Origin of the sequence: Streptomyces corchorusii, assembly GCF_001514055.1 — a bacterium.
GTDB lineage: Bacteria > Actinomycetota > Actinomycetes > Streptomycetales > Streptomycetaceae > Streptomyces > Streptomyces olivaceoviridis.
The window spans coordinates 391,470-407,752 of sequence record NZ_KQ948360.1 but is presented as its reverse complement, the minus strand read 5'-3'; the positions used below and the strand labels follow the sequence as shown (position 1 = coordinate 407,752).

Annotated in this window: 13 protein-coding genes; 3 read left to right on the top strand and 10 right to left on the bottom strand. The window is 73.3% G+C overall.

Going from position 1 to position 16,283, the window contains the following annotated elements; translation table 11 throughout:
- Nucleotide 1: 1 nt before the first annotated feature.
- The 6 genes from AQJ11_RS27335 to AQJ11_RS27310 form a co-directional block, all read right to left on the bottom strand.
- Nucleotides 2-991: a nucleoside triphosphate pyrophosphohydrolase gene (locus AQJ11_RS27335; RefSeq protein WP_059264797.1), complete on the bottom strand. Its 990-nt coding sequence runs from the start codon at nucleotides 989-991 to the stop codon at nucleotides 2-4.
- Between the two features lie 109 nt (nucleotides 992-1,100).
- On the bottom strand, nucleotides 1,101-1,748 hold the full coding sequence (locus tag AQJ11_RS27330; RefSeq protein WP_059264753.1) for a SurA N-terminal domain-containing protein: 648 nt from the start codon (nucleotides 1,746-1,748) through the stop codon (nucleotides 1,101-1,103).
- Between the two features lie 208 nt (nucleotides 1,749-1,956).
- The gene (locus AQJ11_RS27325) at nucleotides 1,957-2,784 is read right to left on the bottom strand and encodes a glycoside hydrolase domain-containing protein (protein WP_059264795.1); all 828 of its coding nucleotides are present in this window, start codon (nucleotides 2,782-2,784) and stop codon (nucleotides 1,957-1,959) included.
- Between the two features lie 152 nt (nucleotides 2,785-2,936).
- Nucleotides 2,937-4,451: a serine/threonine-protein kinase gene (locus AQJ11_RS27320; RefSeq protein ID WP_014673170.1), complete on the bottom strand. Its 1,515-nt coding sequence runs from the start codon at nucleotides 4,449-4,451 to the stop codon at nucleotides 2,937-2,939.
- A 17-nt stretch (nucleotides 4,452-4,468) separates the two neighbouring features.
- Complete coding sequence (locus AQJ11_RS27315; protein ID WP_059264751.1) at nucleotides 4,469-5,134, bottom strand: hypothetical protein; 666 nt, start codon at nucleotides 5,132-5,134, stop codon at nucleotides 4,469-4,471.
- Nucleotides 5,135-5,335: 201 nt separating this feature from the next.
- Nucleotides 5,336-7,774, bottom strand: a complete 2,439-nt coding sequence (locus tag AQJ11_RS27310) for an N-6 DNA methylase (RefSeq protein ID WP_059264749.1) — start codon at nucleotides 7,772-7,774, stop codon at nucleotides 5,336-5,338.
- Nucleotides 7,775-7,961: 187 nt separating this feature from the next.
- On the opposite strand from AQJ11_RS27310, the gene AQJ11_RS27305 reads away from it, so the two are divergent.
- Both AQJ11_RS27305 and AQJ11_RS27300 read left to right on the top strand, forming a co-directional pair.
- Entirely contained in the window at nucleotides 7,962-8,663 is a 702-nt protein-coding gene (locus AQJ11_RS27305) for an Rv1352/Rv1906c domain-containing protein (protein ID WP_014673173.1), read from the top strand.
- Between the two features lie 115 nt (nucleotides 8,664-8,778).
- Nucleotides 8,779-9,531, top strand: a complete 753-nt coding sequence (locus AQJ11_RS27300; RefSeq protein ID WP_058080819.1) for a hypothetical protein — start codon at nucleotides 8,779-8,781, stop codon at nucleotides 9,529-9,531.
- A gap of 46 nt (nucleotides 9,532-9,577) precedes the next feature.
- Here AQJ11_RS27300 and AQJ11_RS27295 read toward each other — a convergent pair whose 3' ends face one another.
- The gene (locus tag AQJ11_RS27295) at nucleotides 9,578-10,321 is read right to left on the bottom strand and encodes a GNAT family N-acetyltransferase (protein ID WP_208616624.1); all 744 of its coding nucleotides are present in this window, start codon (nucleotides 10,319-10,321) and stop codon (nucleotides 9,578-9,580) included.
- An 85-nt stretch (nucleotides 10,322-10,406) separates the two neighbouring features.
- Nucleotides 10,407-11,123: an HNH endonuclease family protein gene (locus AQJ11_RS27290; protein WP_059264745.1), complete on the bottom strand. Its 717-nt coding sequence runs from the start codon at nucleotides 11,121-11,123 to the stop codon at nucleotides 10,407-10,409.
- Nucleotides 11,124-11,344: 221 nt separating this feature from the next.
- On the opposite strand from AQJ11_RS27290, the gene AQJ11_RS27285 reads away from it, so the two are divergent.
- Entirely contained in the window at nucleotides 11,345-12,106 is a 762-nt protein-coding gene (locus tag AQJ11_RS27285; protein WP_014673177.1) for an SDR family NAD(P)-dependent oxidoreductase, read from the top strand.
- 98 nt (nucleotides 12,107-12,204) lie between these two features.
- Here the strand turns inward: AQJ11_RS27285 and AQJ11_RS27280 are convergent, their stop codons facing one another.
- Nucleotides 12,205-12,564 carry a MerR family transcriptional regulator gene (locus AQJ11_RS27280; RefSeq protein WP_059264743.1) on the bottom strand — a complete coding sequence of 120 codons (360 nt, stop codon included), beginning with the start codon at nucleotides 12,562-12,564 and terminating at the stop codon, nucleotides 12,205-12,207.
- A 28-nt stretch (nucleotides 12,565-12,592) separates the two neighbouring features.
- Complete coding sequence (mfd, locus tag AQJ11_RS27275; RefSeq protein WP_059264740.1) at nucleotides 12,593-16,135, bottom strand: transcription-repair coupling factor; 3,543 nt, start codon at nucleotides 16,133-16,135, stop codon at nucleotides 12,593-12,595.
- Nucleotides 16,136-16,283 lie beyond the last annotated feature (148 nt).

Genomic DNA, 16,283 nt, shown 5'->3' with positions numbered 1-16,283 from the left:
CCTAGGCGGGCAGGCCCTCGGCGGCCCGTATCGCGTCCCGGTACGCGCGGGCCGCCGCCCGCAGGGCCGCCTCCGGGTCGGTGCCCGCCGCCTCGGCGCGGACCGCCAGCGCCAGCAGTTCGTAGCCGATGCCGTCCCCCTGCGGCAGCGGGACGTCCAGGCCCGCCGTGCGGGTGCGGGAGGCGAGCTTGGCGGCGAGGGCCAGGCCGGGCTGGCCGAGCGGGACGCCGTCCGTGACGGAGGTGCGCCGCTTCTCCTCGGCCTTGGTGCGCAGCCAGTGCTCCTTGACGTCCTCCGGGGTCTCGGCCTCCTCGTCGCCGAAGACGTGCGGGTGCCGGTGGATGAGCTTGGCGACGATGCCGCCGGCGACGTCGTCGACGGAGAACGGCGCCTCCGGGTCCTCCTCGGCGATGCGGGAGTGGAAGACGACCTGGAGGAGGACGTCGCCCAGCTCTTCGCGCAGCTCCTCGCGGTCGCCGGCCTCGATCGCCTCGACCAGTTCGTACGCCTCCTCGATGCCGTACTTCGCCAGGCCCTCGTGGGTCTGCCGGGAGGACCACGGGCACTCGGCGCGGATGCGGTCCATGACCTGCACGAGGTCCAGCAGACGGGCACCGGGCAGGTCGTAGGAGGCGGGGAGCAGCTCCAGCTCGGGCATGGCGACCCGGCCGGAGCCGGCCAGCCGGGCGAGGCCGTCGGTGAGGGCGGGCTCTCCCTCGCCCGTGGCCACGACCACCACCGTCCGGCCTCCGGCACAGGCGTCGACCAGCTCCTGGGCGGTGGGGGACGTCTCGGCCACCGCTATCCCGGCCTCGCGCAGATACGGCAGCTGCGGATGGGCGCAGTCCGCGCACAGCACGGCGTCGGCGGTGCGCAGGGCCTGCCAGGCGGGCCAGGACAGCAGACCGGGGGCGACGCGGTGGCTGGTGGTGAGCAGGACGATACGGCCGGGGGCGGCTTCCCCACGGGCTTCGGGGCTGGTTTCGTTCACGATCCGAACGTAACCCACGGGGCGCGGGAGCGGATCGGGTTGTCCACAGGCCCGACGGGGTCCTGTGATCGTATGACTGGATGCTCCGCCGCGCCGGTCCGTGGCCCCTCTATGCCGTCACCGGCTCCCCGCCCGCCGTCGTGACCTCCCGTACCCAGGGCGTCCCGGCGTCCACGCGGCTGCTCTTCTGTACGTCCCAGGAGCCGTAGCGCGGGTTGAGGTCCACGTGGAGTTCCTCCGAGGCCTTGGACAGGGCCTTCCAGAAGGCGGGCCGGCTCGTGTCGGTGCCGAGCCGCGCGGCCAGCTTCTGCGCCTCCAGTTGCAGCCGCAGGTTGTCGTCGAGGCGGGCCGGGGCGATGCCGTACTTCTGCAACCAGGCCGTCTCCAGGCCCTTGCCGCCGCCGGCCTGCCGCTCCAGCTCGCCGCGCATCTGCTGGATCTCCTTGCGGGTGACGGTGACGCTCGCGTCCTTCGCGGCGCGGTGCAGCACCCGGTCGAGCACCATGTTGTGCAGGGTATCGCGGGTGAGGGTGCTGGTGGAGGAGACGACCTGCTGGTACTGCGTCTCGTCCGGCACCGCTGCCCGCTGTGCCCGGCGGACCTCGTCGACCCGGCTCTCCAGCTGGGCGACGGTGATCCGCTGCCCGCCGACGACGGCCGCGGCGCCCGGGTGCGCGTCGCTCCCGCAGGCGGTCAGCAGGGGTGCCGCGGCGGCGATCGCGGCGGTGAGGACGAGCGCGGTGCGGCGGCGGTGCAAGGGGACCTCCCAGGGAGATTGCAACGACAGGTGCGGCGCGCCAGCGCCTCCGCCAGGGGTGGTGGTCGGGCGACGGGCGGGCGCACAAAGTCTTGCGGTGATCGATGGTAGGCAGTGGGCAGGCTGGGGCCAACCCATTCGACCAACGATTCGCGCGCGCTTCGGGCACCGCCGCGCCGCTCCCCGAGGGGCCGCCGGGCCGGCCGGGTCAGCCGACGATGGCCACCGGCGCGTCCCAGGCGTCCCGGTCGACGGTCAGCGTGACGCCGCCGTGCGCCTCCTTGCTGTTCACCATGTACTGGTGGCCGCGGCTGTGGTTCGTGTACTGGGTCGCGCCCCACGGCCAGTCCGCGGTCGTCGTGTTCTGCTTGTCCCACAGCGCGTACCAGAGGTTGCCCGGCAGGTCCGTCTTGTCGGACGCGGTGGCGACGGCCTTGGCGCTGGAACTGCTGAAGCCGTAGTAGCCGCCGCGGTAGGTCTTGGCGCGCAGCGTCTTCATGAAGGAGCGCACGTACGTCAGCACGGCGGTGTTGCACGCCTTGTTGGCGGTGTCGTACGGCTCCATGTCCAGGTAGACCGGGCTGCCGGCCTTCATGCCGAGCGCGGAGGCCTTGGCGACGGCGTCCGCCGCGTCGGTGGCGCCGAGGGAGGCGGCCGTGGTGGCGGTCAGCTTCTCGGGGCTGGAGCCGGTCTGGCAGGGCGGCTGGGCGCCGACGTAGATCGGGATGAGCTTCCAGCCGAGGGAGTTGACCGACTTCACCCAGGAGGCGGTGAGGTTGGGCTGGGCGCAGCCGCGGTTCTTGCCGCCCACGTAGACGGCGGCGGCGCCGTAGAAGCCGGTGTGCCAGGCCTTCATGGCCGACAGCGAGGGCGCGGTGCAGGTGTCGAACGCGCGGCCGGTGAAGGTCTTCTGGGCCGGCCAGGCGGTGGCGGCCATGGAGGTCTGCGCGGCGATCCCGGCCCCGGCGACGACGGCCGCGCCGGCCACCGCCCAGATGAGGTACCTGCGCTTCTTCGACTGCCGATGACCGGCCATGAACCCCACCCCTGCTCGGCGCACGGCGCTTCCCGCGCGTGCGTGCCTGGCGAAAACGAAGCGAAACGTATCGGCGCCGGGTCTGTCACCGGGAAACAGAAACCCCGCGCGCGCACAAGATTCTCCCAGGGCCCGGCAAAATCTCCGCGCGGCTACCCGCGTACCTGCCCCAGCCACTGGAGGGTGCGGCGGATCTCCACGGCCAGCGGATGGCCGGGGCCGTGCAGCCGCTCGACGTCCAGCACGAGCCGCGCGAGCGTGTCGTGGGCGGCCGGCCGGTCGCCGAGGGCGAGCAGCAGGTGGCCGATGCGGCGGCGCACCTCGTGGGCGAGCTGCGGGTCCCCGGAGACGTACTGGTTCTCGTAGTACGGCAGCAGCGCCCGGTACTCGGCGAGCGCCGCCGCCGGTTCGCCCAGTTGCTCCAGGCACTGCGCCGCCTCGTAGCGGTAGCGCAGCGACTGCGGGTCGGCCTGGCCTGCCTCGGCGGCGCGTTCGTCGGCGAGCCGGCGCAGTTCGGGCAGCGCGCGCCGGTACTGGCCGTCGTCCATGAGCGTGGCCGCGTACTGCTTGCGCAGGGTGCGTACGACCGGGGAGAGCTCGCCGTGCTGCTCGGCGGCGGCCGGCAGGATCGCGCCCAGGATGTCGACGGCCTGCGTGATGCGGCCCTCGCCCAGCAGCCGCTTGACCTCGTCCACGGCGGCGGCGACATCGGGCTTCTCGGCCACCGGCGGCGCCGGTGCGACCGGTGCGGGCTGGTGCGCGGGGGTCCGCGCGCGGTCCGGCCAGGGGGCGTGCGGGCGCAGGAAGGGACGCGTGGGGTCCAGGGGCGCGCCCGTGGGCGTCCCGCGCGCGGGCAGGAGCAGCGCCAGGTCCTCGTACACCTCCTGCGCGGACGCCGGCCGGTGCTGCGGGTCCTTGGCGAGCAGCCGCAGCACCAGGGCTTCGAGCGCCTCGGGGACCTCGGGGCGGATCCGGCGCACGGGCAGCGGCGGTTCGTACAGGTGCCGGTGCAGCACGCCCAGGGCCGTGGAGCCGGCGAACGGCACCTCGCCGCTGAGCAGTTCGTGCATCAGCACACCGAGCGCGTACAGGTCGGTGTACGGGCCGACCGCGCCGCCCATCGCCTGCTCCGGCGCCATGTAGGCGGGCGAGCCGATCGGGGAACCGGTGTGTGTGAGGCGGGTGGTGTCCGTGTCCATCACCGAGGCCACGCCCAGGTCGAGGACGGTGACCGTGCCGTCCTGCTTCACCATCACGTTGCGCGGCTTGAGGTCGCGGTGCACGATCGGCACGGCGTGCACGGCGCTCAGCACGGCGCACAGTTGCGCGGCCACCGCGACCGTCCACTGCCACGGGTACGGGTCGTGCTCGGCGAGGTGGTCGGAGAGGTCGGCGCCGTCGACGTACTGCATGACGAGGAACAGCTCCTCGCCCTCGCTGCCCGCGTCGTGCACCGTCACCAGACCGGGATGGTCCACCTGCGCGGTCACCCGGCACTCGCGCACGAACCGGCGGCGCAGTTCGTCCGCCTCCTGGCCCGCCACCTTGTCCGGGCGCAGCAGCTTCACCGCCACGCGCCGGTCGAGCCGGCGGTCGTAGGCCGTCCAGACCTGGCCCATGCCGCCCTGCCCGATGAGCGTGGACAGTTCGTACCGGCCGGCGACCATGCGTCCTGTCGTCACGGTCACCGTCCGCCCTCGCCGTGGCCCTCGTGGCCGTCGTGCCGGCGCAGGTAGTCGCTGAGTTCGTCCAGTTCGGCGCGCACCTGGTCGATGCGGGCGGGCGCGGGGCGCTGGGGCGGCCCACTCCGCGGCACGGCGACCGGGGGCACCGCCCCGGTGTGCGGCGGCCCGGGTATCCGGTGGTGCGGCAGGGGTGCCGGTACGGGGTGCGCGGGCGGTACGGGGTGCTGCGGGGCCGGTACGGGCGCCGGGTACGGCGGCGTCCCGTGCCCGAAGCCGTAGGGTCCGGTGCCGGGCGGGGCCTGGGTGGCGGCGGCGTGCGCGGGGGCGAACCCGGCGAACCGCTGCCGCTGGTGCAGCCGGATGTCCACGACCAGGTAGTACACCGCGGACGCCACACCGAGGAACATGAGCAGGCTCAGGGCGACGTCGCTGCGCCAGTCCTGTTCCGGCAGTTCACCGACCACCACGAACCCGGTGATGGACAGCGGCAGGCTCAGCCAGGCGGTCAGCCAGTCCCACCAGCGGCCCCGCACGAAGGCCACCCGGAACAACGGCAGGCACGACAGCAGTCCACAGGAGAGCGCCCCGGCCGCCGCGAACATCACGCGCAGGGAGATGACCTTTCCCGCGCTGCGGGGAGGCGGCGCCGTGCCGTGGCCGTACATGACTGCTCCTGGACCGAGTGGGACCGATGGGGACGGACGCCGACGGGACGGTGTCCCGGTCGGAGTCCGAGCGTATAGGCCGACAAGGACAACGGGTCCCGGGTTGTACCGAACCGTTGTCGCCCTGATCACTTCACGCGGATCGGTCACTTCGCCCGGTGCGGCCGGGCCCCCTCGGTCGGACGGGTTCAGCCGGGCGGTTCAGCCGGGTGCGACCGTGCCGTCCGTCAGTCCGTCGTACATGCCGCGCACGAGCTGTTCCCCGAGCCGGCTCGCGTGCCTGAGCGCCCGCTCGAACGCGTCCAGCGCGCGGAACCGGTCGCCGTAGCGCCGCTGTTCCTCCAGCGGGAGCCGGGGCAACTGGAGCCGGCGCACATCCAGCCGGGTCGCCGTGGAGGCGTAGCTGCTGGCCTGCCGGTTGTTGGCCGTACCCCGCAGGAACCCGGCGAGGAACCATGGGTCGAGCGCCGTCCGGTCCGGGCGCAGCAGCACGAGGTTGCGCCCCAGGACCGCGCCCCCGGTCGCCTCGTCGATCACGCGCGCCACCGATCCCCCGCCGAGCACCGGTACGACGACATCGCCCGGCTCGGTCAGGACGGCCTCCTCCTCGCTCTCCGGAAGCGTGCCCGAAGGGGCCGTTCCGGCGAGGACGTCATGGTCGGTGAGCACCGGTACGCGCGCGTGGCCGCCGTTTCCGCCGGTGCGCATCACCAGCGCGCCTCCGCGCGCGAGTTCGCCGATCGTGGTGAGCGGCCAGCGCGCGGCCGGCGACGGGTCGGCCGGGGGCGGGGTGAGGTCGGCGGTCAGGCGCAGGGTCGCGCCCAGGCGCTCGCGCACCCGCGTGAGCTGCTCGGCGCCGTCGGCCACCGCGGCCGGCGGAAGATGGCGGGCGGGAGCCAGGTCGACGTCGTCGTCCAGGAGGTCGATGACCGGCACGGAACGGGCGAGCCCCGGCCGCTCCGCGAGGTGTCCCGCGCGCGTGAAGGCGCCCCAGGCGTCCGTCACGGCCTCCCGTACCGCCTCCCAGTCCGGCCCGCCCCGCCCCTCCCCGGCGAACCTGCCGGTGTCCACGAGCAGCACCTCGGGGGTCGCCGGCGCCCGGTCGGGCCGGCGCAGCACCCACAGGTGCAACGGGATGTTGTACGGCGGTGCCGCCCCGACCGGCAGCGCGACCACGGCCCGCAGCGCGCCCCGGCGCAGCAGATCGGCGCGGATCCGGCGCCCGGAACGGCGGGAGGCGGCGGCCGGCGGCATGAGCAGCACGGCGGTGCCGCCGTCGGTCAGCCGGGCCAGCGCGTGCTGCACCCAGGCCAGTTCGGACTCGGTGCGGGCCGGGAAGCCGTACTCCCAGCGGGGGTCGTAGGCGAGTTCGTCGTGGCCCCAGTTGCGCTCGTTGAACGGCGGATGGCACAGGACCACGTCGGCGCGCAGCCCGGGGTACGCGTCGGCGCGCAGGGTGTCGCCGGCGGCGGCGCGCACGGTGGCCCGGCTGTGCAACGCGAGCCGCAGCGCGCTGATCGCGGCGAGTTCGGGGGCGCTGTCCTGGGCGTACAGCTCCTGGTCGGGCCGGGTGGCCACGGCGCGCAGCAGGGCGCCGGTGCCGCAGGCCGGGTCGAGGACGGTGCGGGCCGGGCCGGCGAGGTCGGCCATGAGACCGGCGAGTTCGGCCGGGGTGAGCGTGTACTGGCGGGGGTTGGCGTCCAGGTGCCGGCCCAGCAGGAACTCGAACGCCTGCCGCGCCCCCATCTCGGCGGCCAGTTCGGCGGCCCCGCGCAGGAGGGGGGCGGAGAGGAGGAGTTGGGGGCCGGTGGGGGTGCGGAGGGCCGGGGCGGTGGGAGAGGCCGGGGCGGTGGGAGAGGCCGGGACGGCGTGAACGGGATGCGGTGTGTGAAGAGTTGGCGGGGTGTTCACAGGCGAGGGCGTCGGTGAGGTGTTCACGGCGGGAGTCGTGAGGGCGGGGTTCACACGGTCGGCCTCGGCACCGGCATTCACACCGGCGGCATCGACAGCGGCGTTCACACCGGGGGAGCCGGCACCCGCGTTCACCCTGTCCGCCCGCGCCCCCGCGTTCACAGCTCCGGCGTGCGCACCCTCGTTCACACCCCCGGCGCCACCACCGGCGTTCACACCCCCGCCGTGCACACCCCCTGCGTCGGAAGCCCCCTTCTCACCAGCACCCTCAGGCCCCGGCTCCACACCAGCCCCCCGCGCCCCGCGCCCCGCCCGTCCGCCCGGTCCGGCCGGTCCGCCGAGGCGCGGGACCAGCACCTGGTCCAGCGCCCCGGACAGGATCGCGGCCAGCCGTGCGTCGGAGCCCGCGCTCGCGTCGAGCCAGACGGTGGGCCGCTCGTGGATCAGCAGCAGCACACAGCCGGTGTGCACCAGGGCCGGCAGCGGACCTTCCGGGTGCCCGGCCAGTTGTTGCCAGACGCGTTCGCGCAGCGGCACCTCGGCGAGTTTCCCCTGCTTGCGCAGCCACGCCTCGACCTCGGCGAGCGCGAAGGACGGGCTGGTCTCGGTGCCGCCCACCGGTTTCGGGAAGTCGGCGTGCCGCCGGCGCCAGTTGCTGACGGCGGCCCGGCCCACTCCGGCGAGCCGCGCGATACCGGCCGCGGTCACCTCTGTCGCGTTGTCCTGCACCGGCCCGCTCCCCTCGTCCCATGTGAGCACCGAGCATACCGACGTACACAAGATCCGGGAGTTCACGACGTGTACTCCAGTTGACGTGTGAATCGTGTTGACTCGGTTCACAAGCTCTGCTGTTATTGACCCAGCGAACAAGCGGTCACCGGAGGGGGAGGCCGCAGTCTGTGGGGAGGGGTTCGCCATGGGTATGAAGGCCAAGGTCGCGCTCGGTGCCGTCGTGGGGATCGTCGTCATCGGTGCCGTGTCCGCCAACGCCGGCAGCGACGGCAAGGACGGCGGTTCCGGCGGTGGCGACAAGGGGTCCTCGGCGTCGGCCGAGCACAAGTCCGGCGCCGCGAAGGACTCGGGGGGTGCCCAGAAGTCCGACGCGAAGTCCGAGGAGAAGAAGGCCGCCTTCGGGGGCGACGGCGAGTACCAGGTCGGTACCGATGTGAAGCCGGGGACGTACCGCACGACCGGCAACGACGACGGCATGTGCTACTGGGAGCGCGCCAAGGACGCCTCGGGCGAACTCGACTCCCTGCTCGCCAACGACAATGTCAGCGGCACGAGTTACGTGACCATCAAGCCCGCCGACAAGCTGTTCAAGTCCAGCGGTTGCCAGGACTGGGAGGCCGTGGACCCGAAGGCGAAGGGCACGCCCGCCTCCTCGATGGACGGCGACGGGGGCATGTTCAAGGTCGGCACGGACATCGCGCCGGGCACCTACAGGTCGACCGGCAACGCCGACGACTCCTGCTACTGGGAGCGTACGAAGGACGCCGGCCACGGGCTGGACTCGATCATCGCCAACAACAACGTCACCGGTACGGCCGTCGTCACCATCAGCCCGTCGGACGCCTACTTCAAGACGAACGACTGCGGCACCTGGAAGAAGGCCTGACCCGTCCGCCCACCCCGGCGCGGGCTACGAGACCCGCGCCGGTCCCGCACCACCGCACTCCGCGGAGCCCCACGGCTCCCCGCTCACCACCCACTCCTCTCAGCAAGGAACCGTCATGCGTCGTACCGCACTCGCCGCCCTCTGCCTCGCCGCCGCGGCCACGGCGGGACTCACCACCGGCTGCCAGCCGGGACAGGACTCGGCGGACAGCAAGCCGAAGGGCCCGTTCGCCGGGCTGAGCGGCAGCCAGATCGCCGAGCGCGCGCTGAAGGCCACCACCGATGCCACCTCCGTACGGCTCAAGGGCCGGGTCACCGACGACGAGAGCAAGGGCGTCATCGACATCGACATGGCGATCAACCACGCCGGCGAGTGCGCCGGCACGATGAGCATGGACGGCGAGGGCAAGGCCGACCTGATCAAGACCGGCAGCACCGTCTACATGAAGTACGACGAGGCGTTCCTGCGCGCCCAGAGCAAGGGCGAGTCCAAGGAGGACACGCAGGCGGCCGTGGACATGCTGGCCGGGAAGTGGACCAAGATGGCCGTGAAGGGCCAGGACGCCAAGGACATCGCGAGCTTCTGCGACCTGGACTCGGTCCTCGGCGACCTGAGCGACGGCGGCACGGCGGGCACCACCCGCGGCAGGACCACGCGGGTCGACGGCACGCCCGCGATCACCCTGTCCGAGAAGGACGGCAAGGAGCGCTACACGGCGTACGTGGCGACCGAGGGCAAGCCGTACCTGCTGCGGGTCGACAGCGCGTCCGGCGGGAAGGAGCCGGAGCACCTGTCGTTCGTCGACTACGGCAAGCCGGTGCCCGCGCACAAGCCCGCGGGCGAGATCGTCGACCTCGACGCGCTGTAACAGCCGGCGCGGGCACTGCCGGTGCCGAAAGGGGCCTGGCGCGGGGTCACAGCGGGTGCCGCATCCACACGTTGGGCTCGGTGTAGACGGCGTAGCCGTGCTCGGGTTCGCAGCGGACCGGGACCAGCGCGCCGGGCACCTCGACGTCGCCCGCCGTGTCGAAGGGCAGCCCGGTCCAGCGGCGCCACTCCTCCAGCGAGCCGGTCACGGTCATGGAGGCCGGGGCGATGGAGTCGATGGTGGCGCCGGCCCGGGCGTGCACGCGCAGCCAGGGGTCCTCGGGCAGCCCGTCGGGGCGGACCCGGTGGGCGTACTCGGCGAGCGGGGTGTGCGGCTCGCGGTGCTTGGCGTTGGGGCGGACGGGGGCGACCACCTCGCGGAAGCCGCGGGCACGGGCGTTGTCGCGCATCGCCGAGAGCATGACGGACGACAGGCCCCGGCCCTGGGCGTGCGGGGCGATGGTGACCGCGATGGCGCTGACGGTGTCCGGGCGGGTGCCGTGGCGCAGGTCGGCGAAGGCCCACACCAGGACCTGGTCCCAGCCCCGGGCCGGCAGGGCGCGCCGGCCGTCCAGGTCGAGGGCGAACGGCACGCTGTAGGCGTGGGCCACGACCCGGCCGTCCGCGTCCTCGGCGAACAGGGTGTACTCCGGCAGTTCGGTGGGGATGCGGCCGTAGTGGGCGTTGCCCACGAGGTCGTGGGTGACGAACTCGGGCCAGGTGTCGGTCATGCCGAGCACCGCCGCGAGCCGGTCGGGCCGCTCGGCGAGGCTGCTCACCTTGATGTCCATGACGGTCACGGTAGGCGGTGCCTCCCCGGCGGGACACCGGTTTCGCGGGCGGTCGGGACGACGAAGCGGCCGGCGCCCGTACGGGTCACCGGGCCCGGAAGCGCTCGGGCGCCTTGGTGGGGTTGCCGCCGGTGGGGAGCTTCTGGTCCGGGCAGCCGGCGAGGACCTTCTTCATGGCGGTCCGCTCGGCGGCGGTGACCCACAGCCCGTACTTCTTCTTGACCGCGACCTGGGCGGCGACATAGGCGCACCGGTAGGACTTGTCGGGCGGCAGCCAGGTGGCCGCGTCGCCGTCGCCCTTGCCGCGGTTGGTGCTCGCGTCGACCGCGAGGAGGTTCAGGGGGTCGTTGGCCAGCGCTATGCGCTTGCTGGGGTCCCAGTACTTGGCGCCCTTCTGCCAGGCGTCGGAGAGGGCGACGATGTGGTCGATGTCGACCTGGCTGCGACCGCGCCGGTAGGTGATGTCCTTGCCGGAGTAGGGGTCGGGGTCCAGCAGGCCGTAGGAGACCTTGCACCTGCCGCCGGTGAAGCGCACCTGCTTCAGGTCGCGTTTGAGGATGTCGTCGCGGGTGTCGCAGGAGTTGGAGTCGGTGTCCGCCCAGGCGGCGCCGAACCGCTCCCGGGAGTAACCGGTCTTCGGCGCGCGCCCCTTGACGGTCAGCGAGTCGGCGGCGGCCAGGGCCGCGCTCCCGCCCCCGCCCTTCGCGGGCCCGGAGGCCCCTCCGGTCTGCTCGGCCGTGCAGCCGGTCACGGCGACCAGCACCGCCACGGCGATGGCCGCTAGGCCCTTCGGACGCGTCACAGTGCGTCTCCCTCGCTCACCCTGGTCCGCCCGTGAGGCGCGGACGGATCGTTCCGCTCACCACCGTAACTTCCCTCCACAGCCCCTCGGATGCGCGCGCAAAGGGGCCGTCAGGAAGCAAACCGGGCGCAAGGCGGAGAAGATGACGGGCCGTTGCCGTCCACGCGCGCCCCCGGCCGGGCTTGACCTTGTCACTGGCGGCAGGGTCCGACGATCCTCGCATGACCGAGAACAGCCGTCCCCAAGGCCCCCGTACCGTCCTCGTGACCGGCGCCGGCACCGGCATCGGCCGCGCCACCGCGCGCGCGTTCGCCGCCGAGGGCGCCCGGGTCGTCGCCGTGGGCCGCCGGGCCGCGCCCCTGGCCGAGACCGCCGAGGGGCACCCGGGCATCACGCCCCTGCCGGCCGACCTGACCGCCGAGGACGGTCCGGGGACCGTCGTACGGGCCACGCTGGAGCGGTACGGCCGGATCGACGTGCTCGTCAACAACGCGGCCGTCGTCACCGCCGACTCCCTGCGCGGCTACACGCGCGCGTCGGTACGGCCGCTGCTGGAGACCAATCTGCTCGCACCCGTGCTGCTCACCCAGGCCGCGCTGTCCGCGCTGACCGGGAGCCGGGGTGTCGTGGTGAACGTGACCACCTCGGTGGGCCAGCGCGCCTGGCCCGGCAACTCCCTGTACGCGGCGGGCAAGGCGGCCCTGGAGACGCTGACCCGCAGCTGGGCGGTGGAACTGGCGCCGCACGGCGTCCGGGTGGTCGCCGTGGCCCCGGGCGCGATCGAGACCCCGGTCGCCGACCACGCCGGCTTCACCCCCGAGCGGCGCGCCGCCCTGCGCAGGTGGCAGCTCGACCACACCCCGCTCGGCCGGATCGGCCGTCCCGAGGAGGTCGCCTGGGCCATCACCCGGCTCGCCTCCCCCGGGGCGTCGTTCGTGACGGGGGTGGTGCTGCCGGTGGACGGCGGCGCGGTGGTCGCCTGAACCGGTTCGCGTGGTCGCCCTAACCGGTGGGTGCGACCGCCCGGACCGGTGGGTGTGGTCGCCCGAACCGGTCGGTGCGACCGCCTGAACCGGTCCGCTCAGGGCACCGCGTCGCCCGCCTCCCGCAACGCCGCCGCCAGTCGTTCCCGGACCGCCGTCTGGGCGGAGATGCGCGCGTCGAGTACGGCCAGCCGGTCCCGGGCGACCTCCAGTGCCCTGGCGGAGGCCGGACCGGCGGTGACGTCGCCGTCCAGGCAGGGCAGGAACGCCCGTACGTCGTCCAGGGTGAGGCCCGCCTCCAGCAGCCGGCGGATGTTGCGCACCCGGACGGCGGTAGCGGTGTCGTACGCGCGGTAGCCGTTGGCGGTGCGCGCGGAGGTGATCAGGCCCTGCTGCTCGTAGTGGCGCAGGGCGCGCGGTGTCGTACCGGTCGCCTCGGCCAGCTCACCGATCCGCACGCGCGCCCCCGCCCCCGAACACCGGCCGTCACCCCAGGACGGAGGTGAGGAACTCGCCGACCCAGGCCAGCAGTTCGCGGCCGACCAGCGGCTTGCCGCCCACCTTCGCGGTCTTCGGGCGCGGGACCAGCACCTGGTGCGCGGCGGGCTTGATGACCGTGCCCGGGTAGAGCCGCTTGAGCCGCAGCTCCTGCGACTCGCGCAGTTCCACCGGCGCGAAGCGGATGTTGGTGCCCTGGAGGACGACCTCGCCGACGCCGCACGCGCGCGCGAGCATCCGCAGCCCGGCGACCAGCAGCAGGTTCTCCACCGGCTCGGGCAGCTTGCCGTAGCGGTCGGTGAGTTCCTCGCGGACGGCCTTGATGTCCTCCTCGGAGTTGGCCGAGGCGATCGAGCGGTACGCCTGGAGGCGCAGGCGCTCGCCGGGCGCGTAGTCGTGCGGGACGTGCGCGTCGACCGGCAGCTCGATCTTGACCTCCAGCGGCGGCTCCTCCGCTCCTCCCGCCGAGGGCTCCCCTGCCTCCAGCTGCCGCCGGTAGTCCGCGACGGCCTCGCCGACCATGCGGACGTACAGGTCGAAGCCGACGCCCGCGATGTGCCCGGACTGCTCGCCGCCGAGCAGGTTGCCGGCGCCGCGGATCTCCAGGTCCTTCATCGCCACGTACATGCCCGCGCCCATCTCGGTGTGCTGGGCGATCGTCGCCAGGCGCTCGTGCGCGGTCTCCGTCAGCGGCTTCTCCGGCGGGTACAGGAAGTACGCGTAGCCGCGCTCGCGGCCACGGCCGACCCGGCCGCGCAGCTGGTGCAGCTGGGACAGGCCGAAGGTGTCGCCGCGCTCCACGATGAGGGTGTTGGCGTTGGAGATGTCGATGCCGGACTCGACGATCGTGGTCGAGACCAGGACGTCGAACTTCTTCTCCCAGAAGTCGACGACCACCTGCTCCAGCGCGGACTCCGACATCTGGCCGTGGGCCGTGGCGATGCGCGCCTCGGGGACGATGTCGCGGAGCCTGGCCGCCGCGCGGTCGATGGACTCGACGCGGTTGTGGATGTAGAAGACCTGGCCCTCGCGCAGCAGTTCGCGGCGGATGGCGGCGCCGATCTGCTTCTGCTCGTAGGGCCCCACGAAGGTGAGCACCGGGTGGCGCTCCTCCGGGGGTGTGGTGATCGTGGACATCTCGCGGATGCCGGTGACCGCCATCTCCAGGGTGCGCGGGATCGGGGTGGCGGACATGGTGAGCACGTCGACGTTGGCGCGGAGCTTCTTCAGCTGCTCCTTGTGCTCGACGCCGAAGCGCTGCTCCTCGTCGACGATGACCAGGCCCAGGTCCTTGAACTTGGTCTCCGAGGAGAACAGGCGGTGGGTGCCGATGACGACGTCCACCGAGCCGTCCTTCAGTCCTTCCAGGACGGCCTTGGCCTCGGTGTCGGTCTGGAAGCGGGACAGGGCCCGCACGTTCACCGGGAACTGTCCGTACCGCTCGGAGAACGTGCCGAAGTGCTGCTGCACCAGCAGGGTCGTGGGGACGAGGACGGCGACCTGCTTGCCGTCCTGTACGGCCTTGAAGGCGGCCCGGACCGCGATCTCGGTCTTGCCGTAGCCGACGTCGCCGCAGATCAGGCGGTCCATGGGGACCGACTTCTCCATGTCCTCCTTGACCTCGGCGATGGTGGTGAGCTGGTCGGGGGTCTCCGCGTAGGGGAAGGCGTCCTCCAGCTCCCGCTGCCAGGGGGAGTCGGGGCCGAAGGCGTGGCCGGGGGCGGCCATGCGGGCGCTGTAGAGCTTGATCAGGTCGGCGGCGATCTCCTTGACGGCCTTCTTCGCGCGCGCCTTGGTCTTCGTCCAGTCGGCGCCGCCCAGGCGGTGCAGGGTGGGCGCCTCGCCGCCGACGTACTTGGTGATCTGCTCCAGCTGGTCGGTCGGGATGTACAGCCGGTCGCCGGGCTGGCCGCGCTTGGCGGGCGCGTACTCCACGACCAGGTACTCGCGGGTGGCGCCCTGGACGGTGCGCTGCACCATCTCGATGTAGCGGCCGACGCCGTGCTGCTCGTGGACGATGTAGTCGCCGGGCTCCAGGGTGAGCGGGTCGATGGTCTTGCGGCGGCGGGCCGGCATCCGGGCGCCGTCGCGGGTGGCGGTGCGCTGCCCGGACAGGTCGGTCTCGGTGAGCACGGCGAGCTTGAGTGCCGGGTCCACGAAGCCGTACTCGATCGAGCCGCAGGAGACGTGCACCACGGAGGGGCTGAGCTCGCCGAGGTCGTTGTCGAGGCGGGCGGCGATGCCCTCGCCGCCGAGGACCTCCACCGTGCGCGCGGCCGGGCCGTGGCCCTCGGTGAGGAACACCGCGCGCCAGCCGTCGGCGAGCCAGCCCTTGGTGTCGGCGAGGGCCCGCGCGGTGTCGCCGCGGTAGGTCTCGGGGGCGTGCATGCCGAGCTTGAGGGTGTCCGCCTCCAGCTCCAGGTCGGCCGCGAACGGCGACACCGACCACCACATCATGTCCAGCTCGCGCGCGCGGTCGCGGACGTCGGCGATGGACCACAGGGAGGCCGCGCCGACGTCGATCGGGGCCTCGCCGCCGCCGGCGGTGGCCGCCCAGGACGCCTGGAGGAACTCCTGGCTGGTGGCGACGAGGTCGGCGGCGCGGGTGCGGACCCGCTCCGGGTCGCAGACGACGGCCATGGCGCCCTTGGGCAGGACGTCGAGCAGCAGCTCCATGTCGTCCACCAGGACCGGGGCCAGGGACTCCATGCCCTCGACCGCGATGCCCTCGGCGATCTTGTTCAGGAGTTCGCCGAGCTCCGGGTGTTCCTCGGCGAGGGCACGCGCGCGTGCGCGGACGTCGTCGGTGAGCAGCAGCTCGCGGCACGGGGGCGCCCACAGGCCGTGCTCGGCGACTTCGAGGGAGCGCTGGTCGGCGACCTTGAAGTAGCGGATCTCCTCGACGTCGTCGCCCCAGAACTCGATGCGCAGGGGGTGTTCCTCGGTGGGCGGGAAGACGTCCAGGATGCCGCCGCGCACGGCGAACTCGCCGCGCTTCTCGACGAGCTCCACGCGCGCGTACGCGGCGGCGGCGAGGGCTTCGACGACGTCGTTCAGGTCGGCGCTCTGGCCGGTCCTCAGGGCCACCGGTTCCAGGTCGCCGAGGCCCTTGACCTGCGGCTGGAGCACGGAGCGCACGGGGGCCACGACGACGGAGACCGGGCCGGTGCCGGGGTCGTCGGGGCTGGGGTGGGCGAGGCGGCGCAGGACGGCGAGGCGGCGGCCGACGGTGTCGCTGCGGGGGCTGAGCCGCTCGTGCGGGAGGGTCTCCCAGGAGGGGTACTCCACGACGCCCTGTTCGGGCAGCAGGGAGCGCAGGGCGGCGGCGAGGTCCTCGGCCTCCCGGCCGGTCGCGGTGACCGCCAGCACCGGGCGGCCGGCCTCACGGGCCAGGGCGGCGATGGCGAAGGGGCGGGCGGCGGGGGGGCCGACCAGGTCGACGTGCGGGCGGTTGCCGTCCGCCGCCGCCCTGATCGCTTCCGCGAGGGCGGGGTCCTTGACTACGGCGTCGAGCAGACCGTGCAGGCTCATGGAGGGGCTTTCCGTCCAGGGGGTCGGCAACACGAAGGGCCCGACTCGTGTGACGGGCCGGGGCTGTCCAGCGTACGACGGCGTGGGCGGCGGTGCGGGGGGCTGTGGACAACCCCGGGCGGCCGGACGGCGCGAACCCGGTGCGGGA